Annotated in this window: 24 protein-coding genes, 1 tRNA gene and 3 pseudogenes; 22 read left to right on the top strand and 6 right to left on the bottom strand. The window is 66.5% G+C overall.

Translation table 11 applies throughout. The features are described 5' to 3' along the window. The 8 genes and pseudogenes from ACR4XW_RS12280 to ACR4XW_RS12245 all read left to right on the top strand — a co-directional run. Nucleotides 1-456, top strand: a pseudogene (locus tag ACR4XW_RS12280) (hypothetical protein); the annotation flags it as partial. Between the two features lie 39 nt (nt 457-495). Beyond that, nucleotides 496-966: a helix-turn-helix transcriptional regulator gene (locus ACR4XW_RS12275; protein WP_434760833.1), complete on the top strand. Its 471-nt coding sequence runs from the start codon at nt 496-498 to the stop codon at nt 964-966. A 207-nt stretch (nt 967-1,173) separates the two neighbouring features. Next, the gene (locus ACR4XW_RS12270) at nt 1,174-2,259 is read left to right on the top strand and encodes an ArdC-like ssDNA-binding domain-containing protein (RefSeq protein ID WP_434760832.1); all 1,086 of its coding nucleotides are present in this window, start codon (nt 1,174-1,176) and stop codon (nt 2,257-2,259) included. A gap of 17 nt (nt 2,260-2,276) precedes the next feature. Continuing rightward, nucleotides 2,277-3,179: a bifunctional DNA primase/polymerase gene (locus ACR4XW_RS12265; protein ID WP_434760831.1), complete on the top strand. Its 903-nt coding sequence runs from the start codon at nt 2,277-2,279 to the stop codon at nt 3,177-3,179. Further along, a complete protein-coding gene (locus ACR4XW_RS12260; protein ID WP_434760830.1) occupies nt 3,176-4,009 on the top strand; it encodes a helix-turn-helix domain-containing protein in 834 nt (277 codons plus the stop codon). Before ACR4XW_RS12265 ends, ACR4XW_RS12260 begins: the two co-directional genes overlap by 4 nt. Then, complete coding sequence (locus ACR4XW_RS12255; RefSeq protein ID WP_434760829.1) at nt 4,006-4,548, top strand: hypothetical protein; 543 nt, start codon at nt 4,006-4,008, stop codon at nt 4,546-4,548. The genes ACR4XW_RS12260 and ACR4XW_RS12255 overlap by 4 nt, the downstream gene beginning before the upstream one ends. A gap of 99 nt (nt 4,549-4,647) precedes the next feature. After that, the gene (locus ACR4XW_RS12250) at nt 4,648-5,538 is read left to right on the top strand and encodes a hypothetical protein (RefSeq protein WP_434760828.1); all 891 of its coding nucleotides are present in this window, start codon (nt 4,648-4,650) and stop codon (nt 5,536-5,538) included. Next, entirely contained in the window at nt 5,535-6,584 is a 1,050-nt protein-coding gene (locus ACR4XW_RS12245; protein WP_434760827.1) for a ParB N-terminal domain-containing protein, read from the top strand. Before ACR4XW_RS12250 ends, ACR4XW_RS12245 begins: the two co-directional genes overlap by 4 nt. Nucleotides 6,585-6,662: 78 nt before the next feature. Here the strand turns inward: ACR4XW_RS12245 and ACR4XW_RS12240 are convergent, their stop codons facing one another. Further along, complete coding sequence (locus ACR4XW_RS12240; RefSeq protein WP_235829200.1) at nt 6,663-7,181, bottom strand: helix-turn-helix transcriptional regulator; 519 nt, start codon at nt 7,179-7,181, stop codon at nt 6,663-6,665. 36 nt (nt 7,182-7,217) lie between these two features. Next, nucleotides 7,218-7,379, bottom strand: a pseudogene (locus ACR4XW_RS12235) (helix-turn-helix domain-containing protein); the annotation flags it as partial. 85 nt (nt 7,380-7,464) lie between these two features. Here ACR4XW_RS12235 and ACR4XW_RS12230 point away from each other — a divergent pair. The 4 genes from ACR4XW_RS12230 to ACR4XW_RS12215 all read left to right on the top strand — a co-directional run bounded on the left by ACR4XW_RS12230 (nt 7,465) and on the right by ACR4XW_RS12215 (nt 11,008). Continuing rightward, nucleotides 7,465-8,334: an NAD(P)H-binding protein gene (locus ACR4XW_RS12230; protein ID WP_434760826.1), complete on the top strand. Its 870-nt coding sequence runs from the start codon at nt 7,465-7,467 to the stop codon at nt 8,332-8,334. An 85-nt stretch (nt 8,335-8,419) separates the two neighbouring features. Next, the gene (locus ACR4XW_RS12225) at nt 8,420-9,112 is read left to right on the top strand and encodes a hypothetical protein (protein WP_434760825.1); all 693 of its coding nucleotides are present in this window, start codon (nt 8,420-8,422) and stop codon (nt 9,110-9,112) included. Between the two features lie 7 nt (nt 9,113-9,119). Continuing rightward, a complete protein-coding gene (locus ACR4XW_RS12220; RefSeq protein ID WP_434760824.1) occupies nt 9,120-10,736 on the top strand; it encodes a M23 family metallopeptidase in 1,617 nt (538 codons plus the stop codon). Nucleotides 10,737-10,741: 5 nt separating this feature from the next. After that, nucleotides 10,742-11,008 carry a DUF6112 family protein gene (locus ACR4XW_RS12215; protein ID WP_224355028.1) on the top strand — a complete coding sequence of 89 codons (267 nt, stop codon included), beginning with the start codon at nt 10,742-10,744 and terminating at the stop codon, nt 11,006-11,008. Between the two features lie 18 nt (nt 11,009-11,026). Here the strand turns inward: ACR4XW_RS12215 and ACR4XW_RS12210 are convergent, their stop codons facing one another. Next, nucleotides 11,027-12,052: a hypothetical protein gene (locus tag ACR4XW_RS12210; protein WP_434760823.1), complete on the bottom strand. Its 1,026-nt coding sequence runs from the start codon at nt 12,050-12,052 to the stop codon at nt 11,027-11,029. Nucleotides 12,053-12,199: 147 nt separating this feature from the next. On the opposite strand from ACR4XW_RS12210, the gene ACR4XW_RS12205 reads away from it, so the two are divergent. The 3 genes from ACR4XW_RS12205 (at nt 12,200) to ACR4XW_RS12195 (ending at nt 15,560) form a co-directional block, all read left to right on the top strand. Beyond that, a complete protein-coding gene (locus ACR4XW_RS12205) occupies nt 12,200-12,523 on the top strand; it encodes a DUF6112 family protein (protein WP_278687820.1) in 324 nt (107 codons plus the stop codon). 113 nt (nt 12,524-12,636) lie between these two features. Further along, complete coding sequence (locus ACR4XW_RS12200) at nt 12,637-14,076, top strand: TrbL/VirB6 family protein (protein WP_434760822.1); 1,440 nt, start codon at nt 12,637-12,639, stop codon at nt 14,074-14,076. Then, nucleotides 14,073-15,560 (top strand): SCO6880 family protein, encoded by a 1,488-nt coding sequence (locus ACR4XW_RS12195; RefSeq protein WP_434760821.1) that lies wholly within the window; start codon nt 14,073-14,075, stop codon nt 15,558-15,560. Before ACR4XW_RS12200 ends, ACR4XW_RS12195 begins: the two co-directional genes overlap by 4 nt. An 18-nt stretch (nt 15,561-15,578) precedes the next feature. On the opposite strand, the gene ACR4XW_RS12190 is transcribed toward ACR4XW_RS12195, so the two are convergent. Further along, nucleotides 15,579-15,956, bottom strand: a complete 378-nt coding sequence (locus tag ACR4XW_RS12190) for a VOC family protein (RefSeq protein WP_277051204.1) — start codon at nt 15,954-15,956, stop codon at nt 15,579-15,581. 41 nt (nt 15,957-15,997) lie between these two features. After that, entirely contained in the window at nt 15,998-16,639 is a 642-nt protein-coding gene (locus ACR4XW_RS12185) for a hypothetical protein (RefSeq protein WP_277051205.1), read from the bottom strand. A 64-nt stretch (nt 16,640-16,703) separates the two neighbouring features. Here ACR4XW_RS12185 and ACR4XW_RS12180 point away from each other — a divergent pair, with 64 nt between their 5' ends. From ACR4XW_RS12180 to ACR4XW_RS12150, 7 genes and pseudogenes are all read left to right on the top strand, one after another. Next, nucleotides 16,704-17,498, top strand: coding sequence for a hypothetical protein (locus ACR4XW_RS12180; RefSeq protein WP_277051206.1), 795 nt, complete (start codon nt 16,704-16,706; stop codon nt 17,496-17,498). Further along, nucleotides 17,495-18,979, top strand: a complete 1,485-nt coding sequence (locus tag ACR4XW_RS12175; protein WP_277051207.1) for a putative type IV secretion/conjugal transfer ATPase — start codon at nt 17,495-17,497, stop codon at nt 18,977-18,979. Before ACR4XW_RS12180 ends, ACR4XW_RS12175 begins: the two co-directional genes overlap by 4 nt. After that, the gene (locus tag ACR4XW_RS12170; RefSeq protein WP_277051208.1) at nt 18,979-19,515 is read left to right on the top strand and encodes a hypothetical protein; all 537 of its coding nucleotides are present in this window, start codon (nt 18,979-18,981) and stop codon (nt 19,513-19,515) included. The genes ACR4XW_RS12175 and ACR4XW_RS12170 overlap by 1 nt, the downstream gene beginning before the upstream one ends. Next, a complete protein-coding gene (locus ACR4XW_RS12165) occupies nt 19,512-21,305 on the top strand; it encodes a type IV secretory system conjugative DNA transfer family protein (protein WP_434760820.1) in 1,794 nt (597 codons plus the stop codon). Before ACR4XW_RS12170 ends, ACR4XW_RS12165 begins: the two co-directional genes overlap by 4 nt. An 84-nt stretch (nt 21,306-21,389) precedes the next feature. Further along, nucleotides 21,390-21,839 carry a single-stranded DNA-binding protein gene (locus tag ACR4XW_RS12160; RefSeq protein ID WP_277051209.1) on the top strand — a complete coding sequence of 150 codons (450 nt, stop codon included), beginning with the start codon at nt 21,390-21,392 and terminating at the stop codon, nt 21,837-21,839. 15 nt (nt 21,840-21,854) lie between these two features. Continuing rightward, the gene (locus ACR4XW_RS12155; protein ID WP_277051210.1) at nt 21,855-22,475 is read left to right on the top strand and encodes a hypothetical protein; all 621 of its coding nucleotides are present in this window, start codon (nt 21,855-21,857) and stop codon (nt 22,473-22,475) included. Nucleotides 22,476-22,818: 343 nt separating this feature from the next. Then, a pseudogene (locus tag ACR4XW_RS12150) lies at nt 22,819-23,901 on the top strand (recombinase family protein); the annotation flags it as partial. Nucleotides 23,902-24,502: 601 nt separating this feature from the next. On the opposite strand, the gene ACR4XW_RS12145 reads toward ACR4XW_RS12150, so the two are convergent. Beyond that, nucleotides 24,503-24,575: transfer RNA gene (locus ACR4XW_RS12145), tRNA-Ala, on the bottom strand. Nucleotides 24,576-24,590 lie beyond the last annotated feature (15 nt).

Genomic DNA, 24,590 nt, shown 5'->3' with positions numbered 1-24,590 from the left:
CTCGTGTCCTTCAAGGTTGGATGCTTCGCAACACCCATCCTCAGCAAGGCCACGAGCCGCCTTGCGTTACGACACGACCACGCTCAACTACGAAGAGCCGGTTATGCACTGGCAACCCTGGTTCTGGAGGCGAACTTGTGGATGTTCGCGGTCAGCCTGTTCCTCGCGGGCACAGGAATTGGAGTCCTGATCACAGTGGCTTCCTCCACGATCATTTCCAACGTGTCTGCTGATCGCGCAGGGATGGCTTCCGGCGTCGAGGAAGTGTCATACGAGTTCGGCAGCCTGATCTCCGTCACGTTGCTAGGCAGCATCTACGCGGCGTTCATGGCCCGTGAACCCTCCTGCGGGACTGAGGGGTACCAGGTTTCGCTGGCGCTCGCAGCGGCTGCATGCCTTGTCGGGTTCATGGGCATCGTTCTCCTCTTGCGCAGCGATCGAGCCCTGTCGCGCTAAGCACTCGACCTCCACGCGGATGGGTCTTCGGAGGCTCCCATGAGTCGCAACCGCATGGGGTCTCTACGTCAAGTGGCGGAACCTGACCCTGCTGAGATTGCTGCATCACTACTCAACAACCGGCCGGAAGTGCAATGGACTCTGGAGTCACTGGCAAGAGAGGTGCACATTTCGCCGTCTCAGTTGGGTAGAGTTTTCGCTCGCCGGTACGGGGTCAGCCCGATGAAGTACCTGACGCGGGTTCGCTGCGTCCAGCTCGCGACACTGCTCGCGCGCAGCCGACGTCCTGTCGGTGAACTGATGCACGAGGTGGGATGGCGCAGCCGAGGCAATGCTGCGCGACACTTTCGACGCATCACTGGCCTCCTTCCTACTGAGTACCGTGACCAGTCTCAGCAACGCGCTCGGCCCGTCACACCACTCACTGATGGGCACGCCAAGTGCCCGCACTGTGGTCAAGAAGTCGAGATCGCTTCAGTGTTGATGATTCCAAACGCCGCTTCCTTGTGACGATTCTGCTCATCTTTGGAAGCAACGCATGGCCTGATCTCAGTGCACCTGCTAGGCCGGGTGTGACACGTCGGGTTCGTTGGGTTCCTGGCGGTCACTGTAGGGGTTCCTTGTTGTCCGTCTTCTAGTGCTGGTGGTTCCGGCGTACCTGATGGTCACCGGGTCGGTTCTTCGACCCGGTGGGCAGGTTCGCGGAAGGAGACCGGCATGGCAACCTCGGGCAAGGATGCTCGGGCGGCGCGGGAGGCGAAGCTTGATGCGCTTCATGAGCGGCTGACGGGTGCGGTCGAGCAGCTGGTCTCGGGTGAGGATTGGGCCCGAGCACTGGAGTTCGCGGCCCGGTTTCGGGCGCGGTCGTTCGCGAACACGATTCTGATCTTCACCCAGCATCAGGAGGCCTACGGGCTGGGCCTGGTGCCGGACCCGGTGCCGTCGCATGTCGCCGGGTATAGGCAATGGCAGCAATTGGGCCGTCAGGTCTCGAAGGGGCGGCCGGGGTATCAGATTTTGGCGCCGGTGACGGCACGGTTCGCCTCGGCAACCCCGCAGGATGCTGAGTCTTGGCGACGCCTTGGGAAGGGTGAGAAGCCGCGTGCGGGTGAGACGGTGCGCACGAAGATGGTCGGCGTCCGCCCCGCCTACGTCTGGGACGCCTCCCAGACCACTGGCGAGCCGATTCCTGAGCCGCCGGCTCCGCGGTTGTTGCAGGGGCAGGCTCCTGTCGGGTTGTGGGAGGGACTTGCCGACCAGGTCGCGAAGGCTGGGTTTGAGCTGCGGCTGGTTGCGGATGCGTCGGAGATTTTCGGGGCGAACGGGCTGACCGACTACAACAACCGGGTGGTGTCGGTGCGTGCCGACATGGACCCGGCCGCGCAGGTGAAGACCCTGGCCCACGAACTCGGCCACGTCCTGTTGCATGACCCGGACTCCAGTGAGGCGCGGCAGCATCGTGGGATCGGCGAGGTGGAGGCCGAATCGGTGGCGCTGATGGTGGGTGCCGCGCATGGCATGGATACCTCCGGCTACACCGTCCCGTACGTGTCGACGTGGGCGGCCCGGGTGGAGGGCCAGGACCCGGTCGAGGTGGTCAAAGCCACCGGGGAACGGGTCCGCAAAGCCGCGCTGGGGATTTTGGAGCAGCTCGACACCACTCAGGTCGGCAACGGCACCCCGCCGGGCCTGGAACGCGACACCTCCACTCGCGAACCCGCGACGCGGCAGGCCCCTGCTGCGCCGGCGGTGTCGGAGTCGGCGGGGTGGGTGGTGTCGGGGCCTGAGGCGGTGGCGCTATGAGTCCGAACCTCTACCACTTGGCCCGGCTTCTCGCTCCTGGTGCGGATCGGTCGCTGGGGCGGGTGGCGGGTGATCTTGCTTCGGCGGGTGTGTCGGTGTTTCCGTGCGTGCCCGGGCAGAAGCGCCCCCTCACGGCCCGGGGGTTCCACGACGCTTCCACTGACCTCACCCAGATCGAGCACTGGTGGACGCGGTGGCCGGAGGCGAACCTGGGGCTGCCGACCGGGGCGGCGTCCGGTGTCGTGGTCGTGGATGTTGATGTCCGCGAGCACGTCGATGGCCGGGAGAGCATGCGCCGCGCCCTCAATGCGGGGCGGGTGGGGATGCCGGTGTTCACGGTGGTCTCCCCCTCGGGTGGACGGCATGGCTACTACCCGGCCACGCCGGATGTGGTGCAGCGATCGTGGCAAGCTGCCCGAGCCGGTGTGGATTTCCGCGGCGATGGCGGCTACATCGTCATCCCACCCTCACACACCGACGCCGGCTCATATCGGCTGGTCATGGTCCGGCAAGGGGCGTCGTCCGGGATCGACAGTGACGCGCTGCGGGACTTCCTCGACCCCCGGCCCGCCCCGCAACCCCGCGCTGCTGCTGATCGCGGCATGGCTCAAAGCGAGCCTGGGGTGGTGGTATCGCGGCTGGCTGCGTGGGTGGCGGGTTTGGGTGAGGGCGAGCGGAATCGGGGGTTGTTCTGGGCGGCCTGTCGGGCTGCGGAACACGACATCGCACCTGCCACGGCGGTGGATGTGCTCGGCGCTGCCGCCGCTGAGGCGGGGTTGGGGCCGCGGGAGATCGCCGCCACCGTGCGGTCGGCCTACCGCACCACCCACCCCACCACGTCCACAGCACCCAAGACTGCCGGACCAGCGGCAGCATCGCCGGTGCGGGTGCCGGTGGGCGCGGGTTGGGGGCTGGCGTGAGTGCGCGGCGGTGGGCGGTGCGGACGGCGGTCGCGGGGACGGTGTTCATCGCGATCGGGGCGTTCTGGCTGTCCTTCACCTCTCTGGCTGATCTCGCGGCCCGTTCGGGCATCGGGGCAGGTCAGGCGTGGGCGTGGCCGTTGATCGTCGACGGCATCATCGTGGTCGCCACCGTCGCCGTGGTCGCTCTGGCTGGGCAGAAGGCCGCTTGGTATCCCTGGGCCCTGCTGATCGGCGGTGCCGTCGTCTCGGTCACTGCCAACGCCCTGCACGCCATCGTCGCCGCCGATGCCGACGTCCCGGCCTTGTTGGCAGCAGCGATTGCCGCGGTTCCGCCCGTGGTGTTGCTGGCGATCACCCACCTCACCGTCGTCCTCACCCACACCACCGATTCACAGCCGGTGATCTGGCAGACCGTCACCCAACAGCACGACCGGCCCACACCCGGCCCAGGGCCGGGCATCGAGTCAGGCCGGCCACCGGCGGCACTCCCGGGGACCGTCAGCGCCCATCCCATCGGCGCTGACGACGAACCGGTGACTTCGCCTGCACCAGATCCCGCTGCCGAGCACGCCGAGGAAGCACCCGAGGCCGACCGATCCGCCCCGCCGGATTGTGAAGGGTCAACCGGACCTGACGTTTCCGCGTCGGGGACGGCTGGGGTGGGTCGGCGAGAGCGGGCTGCCGGGCTGCGGAGTGAGGGGTGGTCGAACAAGCAGATTGCCGCCGAGCTGGGCGTGCATCCGTCCACGGTGGGCCGCTGGCTCACCTCCACACCGACGAGAGGTTCTGAACCTGACACCAGTCCATCGATGAAGGAGGAATCATGAGCACCCACGAACACGAGCACCACCCAGTGGAGCCGCCGGTCCACGACGACTACGGCCCACCCGATCCCGAAGAACTCGCCCTGACCAGACCCGACCGCCACATGGAGGACATCAGCCGACCGACGGTGAGTGAGGGCGATCTTGCTCCACGCGAGGCGCCGGTGCAAGAACTCGATGAGCAGCCCACCCCCGACGTCGAAGGACCAGAGGGGGGCTCCCCGGGGGTGGGTGAGGGTGCGGAGGGGGTGCCGGATGCGGTCAAGGCCCGCACCGCCCGGGCAGCAAGCCGGCCTGTGGGTCGACAGGTGGGGCGGGGCGTGGAGTGGGTGCGGCCGACCGACCTGCTGGCCCGACGTGGCGCCACAGTCGCTGGCCGCGGCATCCACTTCCAGACCGCACTGAGCCAGAAGACCCGCCACGGCATCACTGTGAGTACGCGGCGCGTCGGTGATCGAGCTGCACGGTTGGCTCCATTGTCGGCGTTCGGCCACGGGCGGGGCCAGTCGGTGTCGGGTCGGTCCGCGGTGGGGATGAGTTGAGCGTGGTTACCCGCAATGACGAATCTCGCCAACACGACGACACCGCTGCCGCCGATGTCTGGGGTGGGGGTGCGCACCTGCTTGTCAGGAGGCACCACCATGACCCACACCACAACACCAACCACCGGTACCGCTGAGACCGGGAGCTCGTCGACAACGCCGTCGACACCCCGCCCCGACAGTGCTGACTTCCGCACCAGTGAGGGGCTGCGGGCCTTGCTGGAGCATCTGGCCGAGCACGGATGGCGCAACAACCCCCAAGCCAGTGAGCTGTTGGAGTTCGCGGCGGAGCGGTTCGCACCCTTGGCGCGCAAGCACGGCCTGGATGTGTGGGAGGCCGCGTCGGCGGCGTTTGATGTGATGCGAACGCCTGCGGCAAGGAGGGCCGCAGATCCGTGGGCGGTGGTCACGCATGCGGTGCGGATCACCTGCATCTACGAAGAACGCGCCCAAGGGCTCCTGTGTTCGGTCCACCAGGCCCGCCGCGCCCACATCTCCGCCCACCACGACCCCGAACGGTTCTCCGACCGCGAAACACCCCTGTACGAATACCATCCCGCCTTCCAGCTCACCGACCCCCACCACCACGACCAGCAGGAAAACGTGGATGTGGATGCGAGCGTGCACGCAGCAGTGGCGGACGCGACCCGATTGTTCGTGCTCCTGGGCTGGCCGGAACCCTCCGCTCGGGCCGGGGTGGATCACGTCACCAATGCCTTGGCCCGGATCGGGTCGCGGCGGGGCACCTACGAAGCATTGCGGCGCGACAAACACGCTCGCGCCCTGCTCGACCTCCCCGCCCCAGCCTGGACGTGCCTCCTACGTGTCCTGCTGGGCCACCCGGAACCTGCCTACGCCACCACGACGGCCGGGCGCGGGATCCTGCTGCGTCTGCTGCTCGGAGAAACACTGGCAGACCTGTTGGGTGATGACGCCCTGGTCACCGTGATCGTCCGCGCAATACCGGGACGGGAACGGGTGCGGTCATGAGCACGCCGGGGCACATCGAGCTGGACCGCACCGTCGACTCCCTGCATGTCGGCCGACGTCACCGCGCCGACCTGGGTGACATCGATGCGCTGGCGGCCTCGATTGAGCGCGATGGGTTGTTGCAACCGTTGACGGTCAGCCCCGACGGGGTCCTGATCTGCGGGGCACGACGGCTGGCGGCAATCAAGCAGCTCGGCTGGCGCACCGTCAACGTGTGGGTCCGCTCCGGCATCTCCGACCGGCTCGGCCACCTGCTGGCCGAACAAGACGACAACGTCCTACACAAGCCGCTCACCGCGCTGGAAGCCGCCGCCCTCTACCGCGAACTGAAATCCCTCATGGCCGAGGATGCTGCGCGTCGCAAGGCCGCGACCCAGTTCCGCAGCGACAACCAGCCCGGAACCGACGGTCCCGGAAAATTTCCGGAACCGTCGGGAGCCACCGGTGAGGCTCGTGAGCAGGCTGCCGGAATGATTCCCGGTGGGGCCTCGTACAAGACGCTGGACAAGATCGGCTATCTCGAACACGCCGCCACCGACGAGACACTGCCCGAACACGTGAGGGCCGCAGCGCAACGGGGGTTGGAGCAGATCGACGCGGGCAGCCCGGTCCATCCGATCTACGAGACCATCCGCAACCACACCGCCAGCCCCGATGCTGGCGATGAGGCGTTGCATCAGGCCGCGGCCGACGCCCTCGCCCGCATCCAATCCAGTGGCAAACCGAAGCCCGCGTCCATCAAGAAACCCAAGAACGACACCGAGGACGCGCCGGTGCAGTACCCGGTACGGGCGTTCGTGGTGACGTGGACCGAACTGGATCAGTGGTGGACCCACTACGACCCGGCCGTGCTCGCCGTCGAACTCACCGACGAACAGGTCGCCACGTTCCTGCGCGTGATCGAACACACCATCGCGTTCGCCGACGCCCTCCAAGCCGCCCTCACCAACCCCGACAACACCACCACCGCCTCCGGCCCTGTAGACGTCGACGACGAGAGGAACGAGGAGGCTGCGGATGGGCGTCCGCAGTTACGAGCGGTCTAGTTGACCAAGCCGTGGATGTTCGTTGAGCAGCGCAGGACGCGGGACAGCCGTTTGATCTGGACGCACTGGCCGGACGTGTTAGCCGTTTGAGACCCGAACTCGTCCAAAATCAGTGGTGAGCCAGTCCTCGATAGAGGGGCTGGGGAAGTCGGGGACGTCGATGCCGGCGGCAGCCGGCTCGGGAGTGGCGCGTTGAATGCCGTCGAGCCGAAACAGTCGCCAGTCAGTGCGGAGAATGTCGTAGGCGATCAGGTACCAGGCGCCTTGGCGCAGCGCGTGCCGGTAGGGGCGTACGTGGCGTTCGCTCACCTTGCCATGCTGGTCTGTGTAGGTGAAGCGCAGGTCCTGCCCCTGGGCCACGGCCTCTGCCAGCACGCCGAGCAGCCGCCAATCAACCGGCTCGGCGACGGGAGTGATCACTTGGGTCGCCAATGCCGTCGCTGCTGCCTGTTGACGCAGCTTCGGCGGGAGAAGCTGTTCCAGCTTGGTGCGCACCGTCGTCACTGCCTCATCTACGCCACCGGCTTCCAGGAGGAGCAGCCCGGTGACGAGTGAGCAGACCTCGTCTGCGTCTAGCAACAGGGGCGGGATCTTCACGCTCGGCACCAGTCGATATGTTCCGCCAGGTCCGGGCACGGACCGAATGTCGTATCCCAGGTATCGCAACCTGGCGACGTCCCGGCGCACCGTCCGATCTGCTATATCGAGTCGCTGGGCGAGGTCGGCTGCCGTCCAGGCGCGTCCGGTCTGTAACAGTGACAGCAGGAGCAGGGCGCGTGATGAAGGACTGTCCACAAGGCCATTATCAACCAAGATGAGGACCAAGACAGGCCGGATCTGTCGTTAGCGTGCCGTGTAAGACTTCACGAAAGGAGATCACATGCGCATTGCGGTCACGACGCCGATGGGTCACGTCGGGCGGCACGTCACATCCATGCTGATCAGATCAGGAGTGCGCCCACTCCTCCTGGCACGAAAGCCCACGAACGTCGCCCCTGAGCTGTGGGAACACGCTGACATCGTCGAGGCGAACTCCACTGATCCTGCGCAGGTCACCGCGGCGACACAGGGCGTAGACGCAATCTATTGGGTCGATCCCAGTGTGATGTCGTCTGATCCCGTGGCCGACTACACCCTAGCCACGAAAGCTCTGGTGAAGGCGGTTACCGCCAACGGAATCGGCCGTGTCGTGTTCCAAAGCAGCATCGGTGCCGAGAAGCGTCACGGTGTCGGCGAGATTGACGGCCTGGCAGTCACCGAGGTCGCGCTTGATGCCCTCGATGTGGATGTCACCCACCTGCGGTGCGGCTATTTCTTCACCAATTTGCTGCTGGACATTGATGCCGTTCGGCAGGGGCAAGTGACGACAGTGCTGCCACTCGACCAGCCGATGAGCTGGGTAGCCCCACGCGATATCGCCGAGGTCGCCAGCCTCACGCTGCTCAACACGCAGTGGCGCGGCCGCCGAGTCCACGCCGTCCACGGACCACAGGACCTGTCCTGGCGTCAGGTGGCCGAGACCTTGACTGCCCATGTCGGTCACCCGGTCCAGGCGGAGCAAATCACTGACACCGAGATGCTCCAGCGCTACCTCGCCGTAGGGATGCCTCCAATGATGGCCGACGCCGTCCTCGGCATGAGTACCGGACTGCGCGATGGCTTCCGCCCCGAACAGCGGAGAACTCTGGCAACGACCACACCCACAACTCTGACCAGCTGGATCCACGAGGAACTAATCCCGGTGCTCTGATTCCAAAGACTCGTCAACGTCCCTCAGCGGGCGGTCTCCTTCTGGAAATCGCCCGCCGGTGTTTGTGGTGGGTGCACCTCTGGGCATGGACACTTCTGATCGTTCGTCGCGTCGCCGGCTCGTGCTGATCGCTGCCGGCTCAGTCACGGCCCTGGTGTGTGGGGTCGGGATCTACGGCCTGGCCACCGGCCCCTGCACCCCGACCAGCACCCCGGGCACGTCACCGACCATCACCACCAGCCCGTCCCCCTCCGCAACCAGCACCGCCAAGCCTTCGGCCTCGGGGGCGCCGCTGGTGCCACCGGTGGCGAGTAGTGCTGATCCGGAGCAGTTCGCTCGCAATGTCGCGACCACGCTGTTTGCGTGGGACACCACCACCGGGCTGCTGCCGCTGGACTACACCTCGGCGATCCTCGCCGTCGGGGACCCCAGCGGCACCGAACAAGCCGGCCTCGCCACCGACGTCGCCGCCTACCTGCCCTCGCGGACCGCCTGGCAGGACCTGCGTGAGTACGGCACCAGTCAGCATCTGACGATCGCCCGCGCCTACATCCCCGACCAGTGGGGCGAAGCCGTTGCCCAGGCACCTGAGGGGCAACTCGCACCAGGCACGGTCGCCTACACCATCGAGGGCACCCGGCACCGCACCGGAACCTGGAACGGCGAACCAGTCACCTCGGCCCACAAGGTGGAGTTCACCGTGTTCGTAGTCTGCGCGCCGACCTACGACACCTGCCACCTGCTGCGCCTGTCACAGCTCGACAACCCGCTGCGGTGACCCGGCCGTGAAGAAACTCGCCGTCATCGCTGCCGTGCTCGTGCTGTTCAGTCCCGCCCTGCTCCTGCTGGGGGTTGGGATGATCTTCAGCCCCGGCGCCAACGCCTCCTGCACCACCAGCACGACTGGCCCGTCGGTGGTGGGGCCGGTGCCGGACTCGCTGGACGTGACGACCGCTGACGGGCAGACCTTCACGCTGAACACCACCCAGCTCACCCATGCCGCCACCATCATCCAGACCGGATCCCAGATCGAGGGCGTCACGCGTGACGGGCTGCAGATCGCGCTCATGGCCGCGCTCACCGAGTCGAATCTGCGGATGCTGGCCAACACCAGCGTCTACCCCGACTCCGGGAATCACCCCAATGACGGGGACGCCTCCGACCACGACAGCCTCGGCCTGTTCCAGATGCGACCCCAAGCCGGATGGGGCACCGTCCCTGACCTCATGGACCCTGGCTACCAGGCGCGCGCGTTCTTCGGCGGACCCACCGGCCCCAACCACCCCTCACCCCGCGGACTGCTCGACATCCCCGGCTGGCAGACCCTGTCCAAGGGCGAAGCCGCCCAAGCCGTCGAGGTGTCGGCCTACCCCGACCGGTATGCGAACTACGAGCCCGTCGCCGAACAGATCCTCACTACCCTCACCACCCCCACAGCCGACAGCCCCCAGCTGCCCGAGACCGGGCGTGTGGTCTTCCCGCTGCCCGAGGGCACCTGGGTCGCCACCTCGCCATTTGGGATGCGGGTCCATCCCATCACCGGGGAGAACAAGCTCCACACCGGCGCGGACTACTCCGCCCCCGACGGCACCCCCGTCCTCGCCGCCGCCGACGGCATCGTCACCCACGCCTCGATGTCCGGCGGGTACGGCGGGCTGATCATCATCGAACACACCACCGGCGGGCAGAAGATCGCCACCGCCTACGCCCACCTGTGGGAGACCGGCATCCACGTCAATGTCGGCGACCAAGTCACCGCCGGACAACACATCGGCGATGTCGGCTCGGCCGGCTACTCCACCGGCGCACACCTGCACTTCGAACTCCGCCAAGGCGGCAGCGACGGCGAGTTCACCGACCCCCAGCCCTGGCTCGACCAACACACCAGCGGCAACCTTCCAGCCCCCACCACACCGGTCGAGCAGGAAGGCTGCAACCCGGCCGCGACCCAGCCCGCGCCGCCCCAAAGGCCCGATGCCGGAGACCCGGACCGCAAGGTCGATGACCCCACCACCGACGGACAGATCACCGCCCGCATGCTCCACGTCTACACCCAAGCCCTCACCGCCTACCCCGACAGCTCCTGGGCCTGCTACTCACCCCGCCCCGGCACCAAATCCGAACACCCCCTCGGACGAGCCTGTGACGTCACCTTCGGCAACGCCATCGGCTCCCGACCCACACCCCAGCAGCTCGAAGCCGGATGGGCGCTGACGAACTGGCTCCAAGACAACGCCGAAACCCTCGGCGTCGAGTACCTGATCTGGCAAGGCCAGATCTGGTCCCTCGCTCGCGATGCCGAGGGCTGGCGCCCCTACAACGGCGGTGGCATGCACGACCCCACCGACGTCACCGGCGGCCACTACGACCACGTCCACATCACCGTCAAAGAAGGCAGCTGATACCCGTGAACATCTACCCCGACTTCGGCGCCTTCGGCGACAACACCACCCTCCACACCGTGATCGGCGCCCTCTTGACGTTCGTCCTCGTCACCGCCGTCCTCACCATGCTCATCAGCGGCATCACCTGGGCCATCGCCACAGCGAACGGCAACCACACCACCGCCACCAAAGCCCGCACCGGACTCCTCGTCGCCCTCGGCACAGCCACCCTCGCCGGCGCCGGCATCACCTGGCTCAACTGGCTCATCAACCTCGGCGACCAGCTGTGAGCAGCTCGAAGACAGCTGTCAGAACGGTGGTTCGTCGGTCTTCAGCCAAGGGTTGGGTGGCGAGGACGGCTGTGCTTCATCCGGCAACGGGAGGGTGCTGACGACGTACAGGTTCAAGATGTCGTCACGGTCCAAGAACATGATCTGGCTACGTTTGGATGCGTCAAGGGCGTTGCCCAGCCAGTTTCGAGCTGACTTGGTGATTTCGCCGCCAGCCACGATGAACGCGTGATCGACCAGCACTCGACGGTTGACTTCGGGATCGAAGATCTCGTGGGCGAGCATCATGAGGGCCTGGTTATGGATCTCGGCCATATTCGCATTGCCAGCCTTGGTGACGCCCGAGGCATCAAGCTTGCCCTTCTTGGCCTGAAGGCCGAAGTACAAGACGTGTTGCGTAGGCAGCGTGTAACGCATCCACACGTCCTTGCCATACTCCAACGATTTGTCCTTGTGCCCTGCCGCAGTGATGCGGTGGTAGCCGAGTTGTCTGAACATCGGGAGCAGGATCTTCTCGATGAGGTCGTCCTCGCTACACGAGTCCAGATAGGCAGCAAGGAGTTTGCGGCGCTCCTGCTCTGCCTTGCTGAACGGCCGATGCGGGTTGGCGGCCAGCACGGTCACTGACTGGGTACCCATGTGCCGGAGGTAGCAGTGGTTGTCCTCCGCGTAGAACGCGTGAAACCTCTCGCGCTCCAGAACAGCGTTGAGGAGAGCCAGAGCGCGGGGCCGGTCAGGTCCTTCGTTGAGGCGATCAGCGGGACTCATGAGCTGATCGATCAAGCGGCAGAACAACTCCGGAGGATGGCTCGGACCTTCGTGCGGTTGAGCCAAAATGTCGTCGAGAACGTCCGCAACCCACTCCCTGCGCGTCGAGCCGTCGTGTCGATACTCGGTATCAAGGTCCTGAAAGAACTCCGTAATCCGGGAACTCGACCGGTAGGGAAAGTACTTGGCCTCATCCTCGGTCTCGGCATCGTCACGTCCCACGTTACCGACCACCAAGTCAGCCAACGCGACCAGATTCCTGCGCTTGAACTTCACCCTCGAAGTATCGCAGCAGCACCGAGGGCCGTCGATCACAACAGGAGCAGGCTGCACACCTGACAGGCAGACCTCCCCTGGTTGCCTGGCCTCCCGGTCGTCCCGGGGGCGGGTCCCTTTCGTCCTTCTGTCTGTGAGGAGCTTGCTGTGCTTGATCTGATGACGTCTGTCCTGCCCACGCTGCCGATGATGCTGCCGATGGAGGTGGACATCACGCCGAACGATGATGGGCTGCCGGGGATCGCGCAGCTGCGCAACATCGTGGGGGCGGTGATGACGATCGGGCTGATCCTGTCGGTGCTGGCGCTGATCATCTCCGCGATCGTGTGGGGCTTCGGCGCGAACTCCTCCAACCCGCACCTGGCCGGCCGCGGCAAGGTCGGTGTCCTGGTCTCCTGCGGGGCAGCGATCATCTGCGGTGCCGCGGTCACGCTGATCAACTTCTTCTGGAACGTCGGCCAGTCCGTCTAACCCCTACCCAACCGTTCCAACCCCACGTGTGAGGAGTGATTGCGGTGGGTGTGTGCGATCTGCCCGTCATCTCAGGTGTCTGCGAAACCGCTGGCGAAGCAGCCGCCTCACTGGTGTCGGCTCCGTTCGACTGGCTCGCCCAAGCCATGGGCTCAGCCGCGGGCTGGTTGTTCGAGGCCGTGTGGAACGTCTTCGACGCCACCACCCTGGTCGACATCACCAGTGACGGATACCTGTCGGTCTACAACCTGCTGTTCGGCATCGCGGTGTTCGTGATGCTGCTGTTCTTCTGCCTCCAACTCATCACCGGCCTCATCAGACGTGACCCCACGGCCCTCACCCGGGCCGCCCTCGGCCTCGCCAAGAGCGTGTTGGGGTCGTTCGTGGTGATCACCCTGACCGGGCTGCTGTTGGAGGTGGTCGACCAGCTGTGTGTCGGGATCGTCCAAGCCGCCGGCGAGACCACCGAATCGATGGGCGAGAAGATCACGATCCTCGCCGGCGGACTGACCGCGATCAACATCGCCGCCTCCGGGGTCGGGGCGATCATCACGATCTTCCTCGCCGGGCTCGCGATCACCTCCGCGGCGATCGTGTGGCTGTCGCTGCTGGTGCGCAAGGCCCTGCTGCTGGTCGCGATCGTGTTCGCACCCCTGGCCCTGTCAGGCTCCTCGTGGGACGCAACGAGGGGGTGGATCAGCAAGTGGGCGATGTTCGTGGTCGCGCTGATCTGTTCCAAGCTCGTGCTGGTCGTGATGTTCCTCGTCGCGATCACCCAGGTCGCCGCCCCCATCGATGGGGACCTGTCCTCGATCAGTGACCCGCTGGCCGGGGTCGTGCTGATGGCGATGGCCGCGTTCGCCCCGTACCTGACCTACCGGTTCATCAGCTTCGTCGGGTTCGACATGTACCACGCCATCGGCGCCGAACAAGACGCCAAGAACTCCCTCAACCGCCCCATCCCCCTCCCGGACCGCCAGCCCGGCAACCCCCAACAGGTCCTCGACGGCAGTGGCGGTGACAGCGGTGGTGGCGGGAAGCAGCCGCCGAAACCCAGCACCCCGAACCCCTCGGCCTCCCAGGGTGGAGCCGAAGCTGGGGCTGGCGCTGGCGGGGCAGCTGGGTCTGGGGCTTCCGGGTCGGGTGCGGCATCCGGTGGGTCTGCTGCCGCTGCGGGTCCTGCGGCCGCGGCCGTGGTCGGGGTGCAGGTGGCCAAGGATGCCGCCACGGTGGGCCCGAAAGCTGGTGCCGAACTGGGTCAGCAGGCCGAGACCGCGGCAGACGCCGCCGACCACACCCCCACCAACAACGGAGGCGCAGGCAATGGTGGGAATACTCCGCCGGCGCCTGCACCCGGTGGAACGCCGCCACAGCCGAGCACACCACCTGCCAGTACACAACCCACCCCGCCCAGCACCCCAAGCTCACAACCACCGGAGTCGTCCTCACATGGTGGGGGTGAGCAAGTGTCGCCGTCCGCGCCAGTGCCGAACCCGCCGCCCGCTGACAATCCGCCACCGCCGTCGAGTGCAGGGAAGGAGCCGCAGGCATGAGCCGCCGCAAGAAGAACAACAGCCACGAACCGGAGGCGACCGGTTCGGAGCTGGTGCCGGTGAAGTTCTCCCGGCTCACCCGTCGCGGCATCCTGCTTGGCCTGTCCGCGGCCCAGCTGGTCACCGTCGGGATCGCGATCGCCACCATCATCACCGCCCTGTACGCGGGGGGCGGGATGTGGCTGGCCTACACCGCCCCCGTCTGGGCCACCGCCGTCCTCCTCACCTGGGTACCTGTCGCGGGACGCCCGGTCATCGAGTGGGTGCCCGTGGCCGGCTGGTGGGTCTACCGCACCACCATCGGCCAGCTCCTCTACCGGCGCCGCATCGTCACCCCACGCCCCGCCGGAACCCTCGCCCTGCCCGGCGACCAAGCCCGGCTGCGCGAGTACGAGGACCCGACCACGGGGGCGGGAATGATCCACGACCCCCACCAGAACACGCTCACGGTGGTGTGCGAGATCACCCACCCCGCGTTCGTGCTCCTCGACCCCGCCGAACAAGAACGACGCGTCACCGCCTGGGGCCGCGTCCTGGCCACCGTCTGCCGCTCCGGCAGGATCGCCACCCTCCAGATCCTGGAACGCACCCTGCCCGACTCCGGCACCGGACTGGCCGAATGGTGGACCACCCACGGACAGCCCGATGACACCAGCTGGGCTGCCACCACCTACGCCGAACTCATCAACCGCGCCGGCCCCGCCGGCGAACGCCACGCCACCACCCTCTCCCTCTCCCTCGACATGAAGGCAGCGGCGAGGCAGATCCGCACCGCCGGCGGCGGCATCCGCGGCGCCGCCGCCGTCCTCCGCCAAGAAATGAACACCCTCACCGCCGCCCTCCGATCAGCCGACCTCACCCCATCTGGTTGGCTCACCCCCGGCCAGATCGCCGTGATCCTGCGCTCGGCCTACGACCCCGCCATCGCCGCCACCCTGGAACGCCACGGCCAGATCGGCCACGACCTCGCCACCGCCGGACCGGTCGCGGTCAACGAAACCTGGAGTCGTATCCGCACCGACTCCGCCCACCACGCCGTGCTGTGGATCAGCGAATGGCCCCGCTCCATGGTCTACCCAGGCTTCCTCTCACCCATCCTGCTCTCCAGCGGAATCCAACGATCGTTCTCCCTGATCTGCACCCCCATGCGCTCCGACCAAGCCGCCCGCGACATCCGCAAGAAGAAAGTCGAACACATCTCCGACCAAGCCCAACGCGCCAAAATCGGACAGATCGAAGACGCCTCCCAGACCGCCGAATACCACGACGTACTCCAACAAGAAGCCGACCTCACCGCCGGCCACGGCATCCTGCGCTACACCGGCCTCATCACCATCACCGCCACCACGATCGAAGACCTCGACGCCCACGTCGCCGCCCTCGAACAAGCCGCCATCCAAGCCAACTGCGAAACCCGACTGCTCGCCGGACAACAAGCCCAAGCCTTCACCGCCGCAGCCCTACCCCTCTGCCGCCAAGTCTGACGACCAGGAAGGGTGGGGTCATTCAGGCACTGTGACGAGGCAAAAGGGATGGCCTGCGGGGTCAGCGTAGATGCGCCAGGCTTTCGGGCCTGGGTCCAACACGTCAGTGAGTGGGTGGCCACCTGCTGCTTCGACGACGGCACACGCCTCCGAGAGGTCATCGACCAGCAGGTCAAAGTGAACCTGCAGCTCGCCTCTATGTCCCGGCCACTGCGGGGGTTCGTAATCGGAGACACGATGGAAAGAGAGGCGTCCGACAGGCTCCCAGTCCAGCGTCAACCACTGGTCATCACCGGTGGCCGGTGCAAGATCCAGGACCTTCTGCCAGAAGAGTGCTTCCGTAATCGGGTCCTTGCACTCAAAGACGAGTTGCGTGAGGCGTCCGATTGCTGGCATCTCTCTATGCTAGGACGCATCCCCTGACCAGCCGAACGGTTCTATCGGGGTGCAGGGTGCTCACCGCGTGACGCCTGACCGATCGCATGGGCAAAGCGGGAGTTCATCGGGTCGTGCAGGTCGAACCACTCGATCGCTGCGAGTTCGTCGACGTGCGCTCGATACAGCTCGGGCCACGCTTCCCCAAGAACTTCGGTGTTGGTCGGTGTCGCGTATCCCAATGCGTCGCCGGCGACGGGAACCAACCGATCGCCAAAGTGCGTCAACGTGTTCCAGAGACGGTGCCGCCCATTGGTGATGGGCTCGAACCAGGGGTCGACGCACACTGCTTCGGCGGCAGAGAACCATGAGGTCACGATGTGCCGCTCAGTCCTCGTCAGTGGTTCCAGCACCGGGGCCGTCACCATTCCGTAGTACGTGTCGTCATCTTCATCGATGGTCCACCGCCCCGCGGCAAGCTCGTCTCCGACCAGGGCAACGGCATAGGCAATCAGTCCCCAGCGCTGCTCGAAGGTGTCACTCCAACGAGGTTCACGGTGATCCTCCTGATCCGGGTCTTCAAGCACCCATTCTCGAACGTGCTGCGCTGCGCCTCTCCACCAGAACGCGGGCATCCACACAGGAACTGACAACTCCATGAGCACCTCGCATCCCTCGAATCGGCTGTCCACCATCACAGCCATTAGAGGACACCATGGCACACCTCCCTCGTAGGCGTACCGCCGATGCGTAGAGAGGACTGTTGGGATGGCGACGTTTGTTGATCCGGTTGCTGATGCTGCTGAGGCCTATGAGGGGTTGCGGGGGTTGGCGCACGCGACTCGCACGTTTGAGGATCCGGCTGACACGTTTCGGGTGTTGGCGGAGGTGTCGGGGTCGGTGCGGCTGTTGCGGCAGGTGTTGGACCAGCTGTCTCGTGCTCATGCTGATCACCGCGATATCGCGTTCACCGATGACCGTGTGCCAGCGGAGGCGGTGGCGTTGGCAGCGGCGGATGAGTTGCATCAGGCCGCCGACGGGCTGGATGAGGTCGCTGATCGGGTGATGCGCGCACACGAAGCGTCCGGTCGGATCGCCTGGCACACCCACAGCAGCCCTGAGTCCGAGTATTCGCGGCGGTGGGTGAATGTGGTGTTCCTCCAGGGCGCCGAGGCCGATGAGGTGCTGGAGCTGATTGATGTGGAGGGGGTGCAGGCGGGGATTGCGCATCTGGCGCAGTGGGATTTCGGCGACGAAACCACGGCGGCGGCGTTCGTGAACGGTGAGGTGTATGACGAGCTGCCGGGCGGGCAGTGGGATCGTAGCTTCGAGGCCGACGGGTATGTGCTGACTTACAACCCGCAGATGGGGTATGTCGGGCTGGTCCGCGAACGCCCCGACAGCACGCCCTCACCCGACGAGGAGGAGGTCGTCGCTGCGCGGGACGCTTTCAGTGGTGTCACCTCTGAGTCTCCGCGTCGGGCAGTTGCGGGCACGGATTGGTTCACGCCCCCGACGGGCGGAGCAGCAGCAACGTCGTCTTCGGTGGGGCGGTCGCTGTGAGTGGCGAGAAGGAACGGCTGCACGCTGCGGTGTTGGTGTCCCCGGCCGCTGAGCGGCGGAAGGCCCGTAAGGCTCGTCGTCAGGCTGCCGCCCGGTTGCAGGCGGAGCAGGCCAGGGTCGAGCGTGAGGCGGCGAAGGCGAAAGCGGCGGCGGAACGGGAGGAGCGCAAGGCAACGACGTTTCTGCCGGCGGCCGGTGAGGCGGGGCCAGCAGCGTTGCGGTCGCCCGGACGGTTGCGACTGCCGCGGCATCAGGACACCTCGGCCACGTTGGCCGGTGCGTATCCGTTCATGGCCGAAGGCGGTCTCGGGTCGGATGGGGTGTTCGTCGGGCAGGACCTGTATTCGGGTGGCAGTTTCGTCTACGACCCGTGGGTCCTCTATGCCCGCGGGATCATCACCGCCCCGAACCTGGTGCTCGCGGGGATCGTCGGATCAGGCAAATCGTCGCTGGCGAAGTCGCTGTATACGCGGTCGTTGCCGTTCGGGCGCCGCGTCTACGTCCCCGGCGACCCCAAGGGCGAACACACCGCGGTGGCCGAAGCGGTGGGTGGGAAGGCGATCGTGCTCGGCCACGGCCTCCACACCCGCCTGAACCCGCTCGATGAGGGCCACCGCCCCGGCGGGCTCACCGACCAAGAGTGGGCGAGCACCGTCGCTTCCCGGCGCCGTGACCTCATCGGTGCACTGGCCGAAACGGTGCTGGCGCGGGGATTGACGCCGTTGGAGCACACCGCCATCGACCTCGCCCTCACCGCCACCGTGGCGGAGAACGAGGTGCCGATCCTTCCGATGGTCGTCGACCACATCCTCGCCCCCAGCCACGATCCCGACGGGCGCCTGGCCGAGGACGGGCGCCTGGTCGGCCACGCTCTGCGGCGTCTGGTGGCCGGTGATCTCGCCGGTCTGTTCGACGGCCCCTCCACCGTGGCGTTCGACCCGGATCTGCCGATGATCAGCCTGGACCTGTCCCGGGTGACGGAGAACTCCACCCTCATCAGCGTGTTGATGACCTGCAGTTCGGCGTGGATGGAATCCGCGCTATTGGACCCCAACGGTGGGCAGCGGTGGGTGATCTATGACGAGGCCTGGCGACTGATGTCTCACCCGGCGTTGTTGAAGCGGATGGATGCGCATTGGCGCCTGGCCCGGCATTACGGGATCGCGAACATGCTCATCTTCCACAAACTCTCTGACCTCGACAACGTCGGCGACGAAGGCTCCGCCATGCGTTCCCTCGCCAACTCGCTGTTGGCGAATGCGGAGACGCGGATCGTCTACCGCCAAGAGTCCGATCAGCTCGGCCCCACCGCCACCGCGCTCGGGCTGACCGGCACCGAACAAGCCCTGCTGCCGAACCTCGGGGTGGGCCAGGGGCTGTGGCGGATCAAGAACCGCTCGTTCGTGATCCAACACCAGCTCCACCCCGGAGAGCTGGAGCTGTTCGACACCAGCAGCCGCCTCACCGCAGGAGTCAAGTAATGCCCAAACTTCCCACCCTGAGACACCGCCGCAACGACACGAGCGAGTCAGTGCCGGTGGTGCTGCGGCACGTGGTCATCACCGTCGACATCACCGGCACCCTGACCGTGACCGCCGACCAACAGCCATACCTTCCGCCGGCGGGTGAGGTGTGGGGTCGGGGTGACTTCGCGACCATCCTCGATGACCTCACCGAGCACCGCCACGTCCCCGTCCGGGTGGATGTCTATGAGTCCGACGGCAGTCACTTCACCGACATCATCCACGCCCACCGACCACGCCGAAACCCCGAACCCGAGCCGGACGTCCCAGCCCCTACCGACGAGGAAACAGCCGCAGATACTCCAGCTCCCCCTACAGATGATTCGGGCCGGTTGGTGGGGTTCTTGCCCGGTGAGACGGTGCTCGTCGCCCAGGTCACCAAGGAAGTGGCGGCGGATGAGAACGGCACCATCACCCCACCCGACACTGCCTTGGGTCCGGTGGTGGTGGTCGGACGGACGTCCGGAACCCTGGTCGTGCAGGAGGAGTCTTGAGTGCGCAGCAGCGGCAGAGCGGGTCGATGGGCGACGAACTGACCAACGCCGCCCTCATCGGCCTCATAGGCCTGTTCATCCTCACCCTCATCCTCCGAGCGACCGGGTCGGTCGCGGCGTTCCTCACCGGCGCCCCGCAGCCCTCAGCGAACTGGGCGGCAGGTGCCGGGGTGTTGTTCAACCCCGGTAACCCCGCCGAAGCCCTCGGCGCGCCTGGTCTCAGCCCCGTCGCGTACTGGGTCACCACCGTGGTGGTCCTGGCTGTGCTGGGCGCGCTCGGCGGTTGGGGGTGGGTCGTGTGGCGGCGCCGTTCTCATGCTCAGGAGGTGGATCCGCATCGGTTGGCGGGGATCGCGACGCGGCACGAGGTCGCCCAGGTCGCCTCGGAGAAGGTGCTACTGAAACGGGCCTCGACGTTGCGGCCGTCACTGAAGAACCCGACGCCGGGTGAGGTGGGGTATCGGCTCGGGACGTCGAAGGGACATGGGGTGTGGGCGAGTGTGGAGGACTCAATCCTGCTGATCGGCCCGCCCCGCTCCGGCAAAGGCTTACACATCGTCATCCCCGCCATCCTCGACGCCCCCGGCCCCGTCGTCACCACCTCGACCCGGCCCGACAACCTCACCGCCACCCTCCGCGCCCGGCAGCACCGCGGCCCGGTGGCGGTGTTCGACCCCCAGCACCTGGCCGAAGGACTCCCGGCGGGGATGCGCTGGTCACCCGTCCGCGGCTGTGAAGACCCGCTGACAGCGATGATCCGCGCGACCGGGCTGGCCTCTGCCACCGGGTTGTCGGCTGGTGGTGTGGAATCGGGCGGGTTCTGGGAAGGCAAAACCCGCACCGCCCTCCAATCCCTCCTCCACGCCGCCGCGTTGGACTCTCGAAAGCCGGCGGACTTGTTCCGGTGGACCCTCGACCCCGCCGCCGCGGCCGAAGCCGTCGCAATCCTCACCAACCACCCCGACGCGGCAGCCGGGTGGGCTGACTCGCTCGGGGCGATGATCGACGCCGACCCCAAGACCCGCGACTCCATCTGGCAAGGCGTCGCCCTCGCCCTCGGCGCCCTCGCAGACCCCCGCGTCCTCGACGCGGTCACACCCCGCGAGGGCGAGACCCCATTCGACCCCGAGACGTTCCTGCGCGAGTCCGGGACCCTGTACCTGCTCGCCACGGGTGCTGGTGCCGGGGCGTCCGCGGCGTTGGTGGCGGCGTTCATTGAAGACCTCATCGAAACCGCCCGGCGTCTCGCCGCCCGCTCACCCGGCGCACGGCTCGATCCACCCCTCCTGCTGGCCCTGGATGAGATTGGGAACCTCGCGCCGCTGCCGTCCCTGCCGACGTTGATGGCCGAAGGTGGCGGCACCGGGATCACCACCCTGCCCGTCCTGCAATCGCTCGCTCAGGCGCGCGACAAGTGGTCCGATCACCAAGCCGGAGCGATCTGGGACGCCGCCATCGTCAAACTCATCCTCGGTGGCGCCTCGAACAGTCGCGACCTCCAAGACCTCACCACTCTCATCGGCGAACGCGACGAATACACCGACTCCGTCACGCTCGGTGACCACGGGACCAGGTCGAACCAGCGCTCCGTGCGGCGAGTGCCGATCCTGCCACCCGATCGCATCCGCACCCTCCCGTTCGGCACCGGCGTCACCCTGCTCCGCTCCGCGCCACCGATCATCACCGACCTCACCGCCTGGCCCACCCGACCCGACGCCAACACCCTCAAGCGGGATCGTCGTGAACTGGAACAGCTTCTCCAGGTCGGACTTGCAGCGCAGGACGAGTAGCCCGGGGGCGGTCGGTGCACCTGACCGGTACCACCAACCCACACCACCAGCGGGTTGCATCCACGAGTTGAGAGGTACCGCGTCATGGCCATCCGCACCCAGGAATCCCTTTCCGGGTTCATCGCATCCGACCCGCAGCTGACCTACACCGACCGCGGCGATGCCCGCTTCTACGCCCGCTTCGGCCAGGATAATTTCCAGCGCGAAGAGGACGGCACCTTCACAAAACTGGAGCCGTCTTTCGGCAATCTGGTGCTTTACCGCGCCACCGCCGAGCGGGCTTTCGAACGCTTCACCAAGGGCGACCAGTTCGTCGCCGAAGGCTACGCCCACGACTACACCTACGAGCGCGACGGACAGACCATCGCGGGCGAGGAGTTCGTCGCCAAGAAGATCGGGCACGACACCGCCCGCACCTGCTACGACGTCGACCGCACACCCCGCCAGGCACTCGAACGCCAGGCGGCTGGGCAGGCCTTCGAACCACCCCAGCAGCAGCAAACCGCACCTGCTGCCGACAGCCTCAGCATGTGACCCGGGGGAACGATCATGAGCACTCACGGCCCCGAGCCCGACGACCAGTACGAGGACCCCGGCATCTTCGACGACCACCCCCACACCCCCGACACGAGCGCGCTGCCCGAGCCACCGCACCCGATCAACTGGAACCTGCTATCAGCGCAGGATCTGGAAGCAGAACTGCTAGAACTGAACCGGTGGGTCGACTGGCTCCGCCATACCTACGGACTGCCTGCCTCGGTCGTCCCGCCCTACTGGCATCGCCATCCCGAACTGGTCTGGGAACTGTCCGCGCTGCACCTGCACTGGCTGTGCGCCTACGACCCCGAACAAAACGGTTCCGCGCCCCTGGGCTGGCACCGCGACTTCGCCGACGCCCGCCACCGTCTGCGCGACTGGGTCACCGCCTCCGGCACCCGCCTGGACCGAGACCGTCCCACCCGACAGACCACCTGGCCCGGTGAAGAACCCCAACCCAGCCACGACGAGTCCGTCATCACTGACCGGGATGCCGACTTCGTCCAGTTCGTCATTGACCAAGTCAACGAACGCCAGGCTGCTGAGGACGCCTTTTACGCGAGTCTGGATGACCGGATCGGCCCGGCGACCGGTGAGGTTCGTGACGACGTTCTCGGCTCGGAAGGCGGCTGAAGATGGTGCGCCGGTATCGCCGCGCCACGGCCCGAGTCGAGGCGGATCGGCCCCTGCGCGTCCGGTATGAGCCGCGTGAAGAAGTCGATGCCGCGAAGGTTGCGGAGGTGTTGATCCGGATCGCGCTGCGCACCGCTGGCGACCAGCCCGTCGGGCAGTCCGGTGCCCATCTTCGTCGCCCGCTCGTAGCCGGTCGCTAGACTGGGCTCACATCAAGTTTCGGCGCTGTTGGCACCTGCCTTGCTAAGCCCCGTTCGCGGGGTGTTCTTTTCGACTCTGACGTGACCGCCTCCGGCGCCCCACCCGCCCCCAGTCATGTGGGGGCTTGTGAAAGGCGGTCACCATGACACTCGATCAGCTCTCCGGCCTCGACATCTCAGGCCTTCGACGCCTCGCCCGCACCACACCACGCCCAGACGCCACAGCAACCGAGGGAGAGGGGCAGGTGGCGGCGATCAGCTACCTGCGGGTGTCCACCAAGGATCAGGCCACCCGCAACGGGCTGGAAGAGGGTCTGTCGATCCCGGCCCAGCGCGAAGCCGCGCAGCGCAAGGCCGAACAGCTCGGTGCGGTCATCATCAAGGAGTTCATCGAGCCCGGCGAGTCCGCCAAGACCGCCCAACGACGCGCGCTCCAAGAGATGCTCGACTACGCCACCACGCACCCGGTGCGGTACTGCATCATCAACAAGGTCGACCGCCTCGCCCGCAACCGGCTCGATGACGCCAAGATCCACGCCGCGCTGCGGGATGCGAACATCAGCCTGGTCTCGGTCACCGAGAACATCGACGAGACCCCCTCAGGGATGCTCATGCACGGCATCCTGGCCTCCATGGCCGAGTTCTACTCGCTGAACCTGGCCCAAGAAGTCCTCAAAGGCATGACCCAGAAAGCGGCCATCGGCGGCACCCCCACCAAAGCGCCACTGGGCTACCTCAACGTCCGCACCACCGACGCCCGAGGACGCGAGTCCCGCGAGATCGAGATCGACCCCGAACGCGCCGACCTCGTCCGTTTCGCCTTCACCGCCTACGCCACCGGCAACTGGTCCCTGTCGCGCCTGGCCAAAGAACTCACAGCCCGCGGCCTGACCACCCGGCCCACCCCCTCACAGCCAGCCAAACCAGTCACCACCACCGGGCTGCACAAGATCCTGACCAACCCCTACTACCAGGGCACCGTCACCTTCCGCGGCGTCACCTACGACGGCACCCACCAGCCCCTCGTCGACGCCGAGACCTGGCTGCGGGTCCAAACCAACCTCGACGCCAACAACGCCCGCGGCGAACGACCCCAGAAGTACGACCACTACCTCAAAGGCACCCTGTACTGCTCCTGCGGAGCCAAGCTCATGATCGAACGCCCCCGCGACAAGACCGGGGACCGCTACGAGTACTTCACCTGCTCCGGACGACGCCGCAAAACCACCAACTGCACCCGCTCCGCGATCCTTGCCGAACGCGCCGAAGCCGAGATCGAACGCACCTACCAGCGCAACTCCCTGAGCCCGGCCCAGGCCGAGCACGTCCGGAAGGTCCTCAACGACGTGTTCGACCAGCTCGAAGGATCCAGCGAGGACGAACGCAAGCTCCTGACCGCCCAGCGCGACAAGCTCGAAGCCGAACGCCTCAAACTCGTCCAAGCTCACTACGCCGACGCGATCCCCCTCGACCTCCTCAAAAGCGAACAAGACCGCATCCGCGCCAGCCTCGATCAGATCACCACCCGGCTCGACAACCTCACCGACACCTACGCCGACGCCCGAACAGGCTTGGACCAGCTCACCGAACTCCTCGTCGACCTCGACGACCTCTACAACAAGTGCGAACCAGCCGAAAGACGCATCCTCAACCGCGCCCTGTTCACCCGCATCACCATCGACGACGAAGAGAACGCCACCTACACACCCGACGAGACCACCGCCAGCGTCCTCGCCCACACCAGCATCGACGCCCCGGCGGACGTCACCGCAGAAACAAAACTGCCCCGCCATCAGGCGGGGCAAGTTTCGATTTTCTCATCTTACGTGGAGCTAAGGGGATTCGAACCCCTGACCTCTTCCATGCCATGGAAGCGCGCTACCAACTGCGCCATAGCCCCGTGCTGTCACCAGCG

It is taken from the genome of Pseudenemella bisphenolivorans (assembly GCF_051133435.1).
Lineage (GTDB): Bacteria > Actinomycetota > Actinomycetes > Propionibacteriales > Propionibacteriaceae > JAAYAO01.
This window is presented reverse-complemented; position numbering and strand designations above follow the sequence as displayed.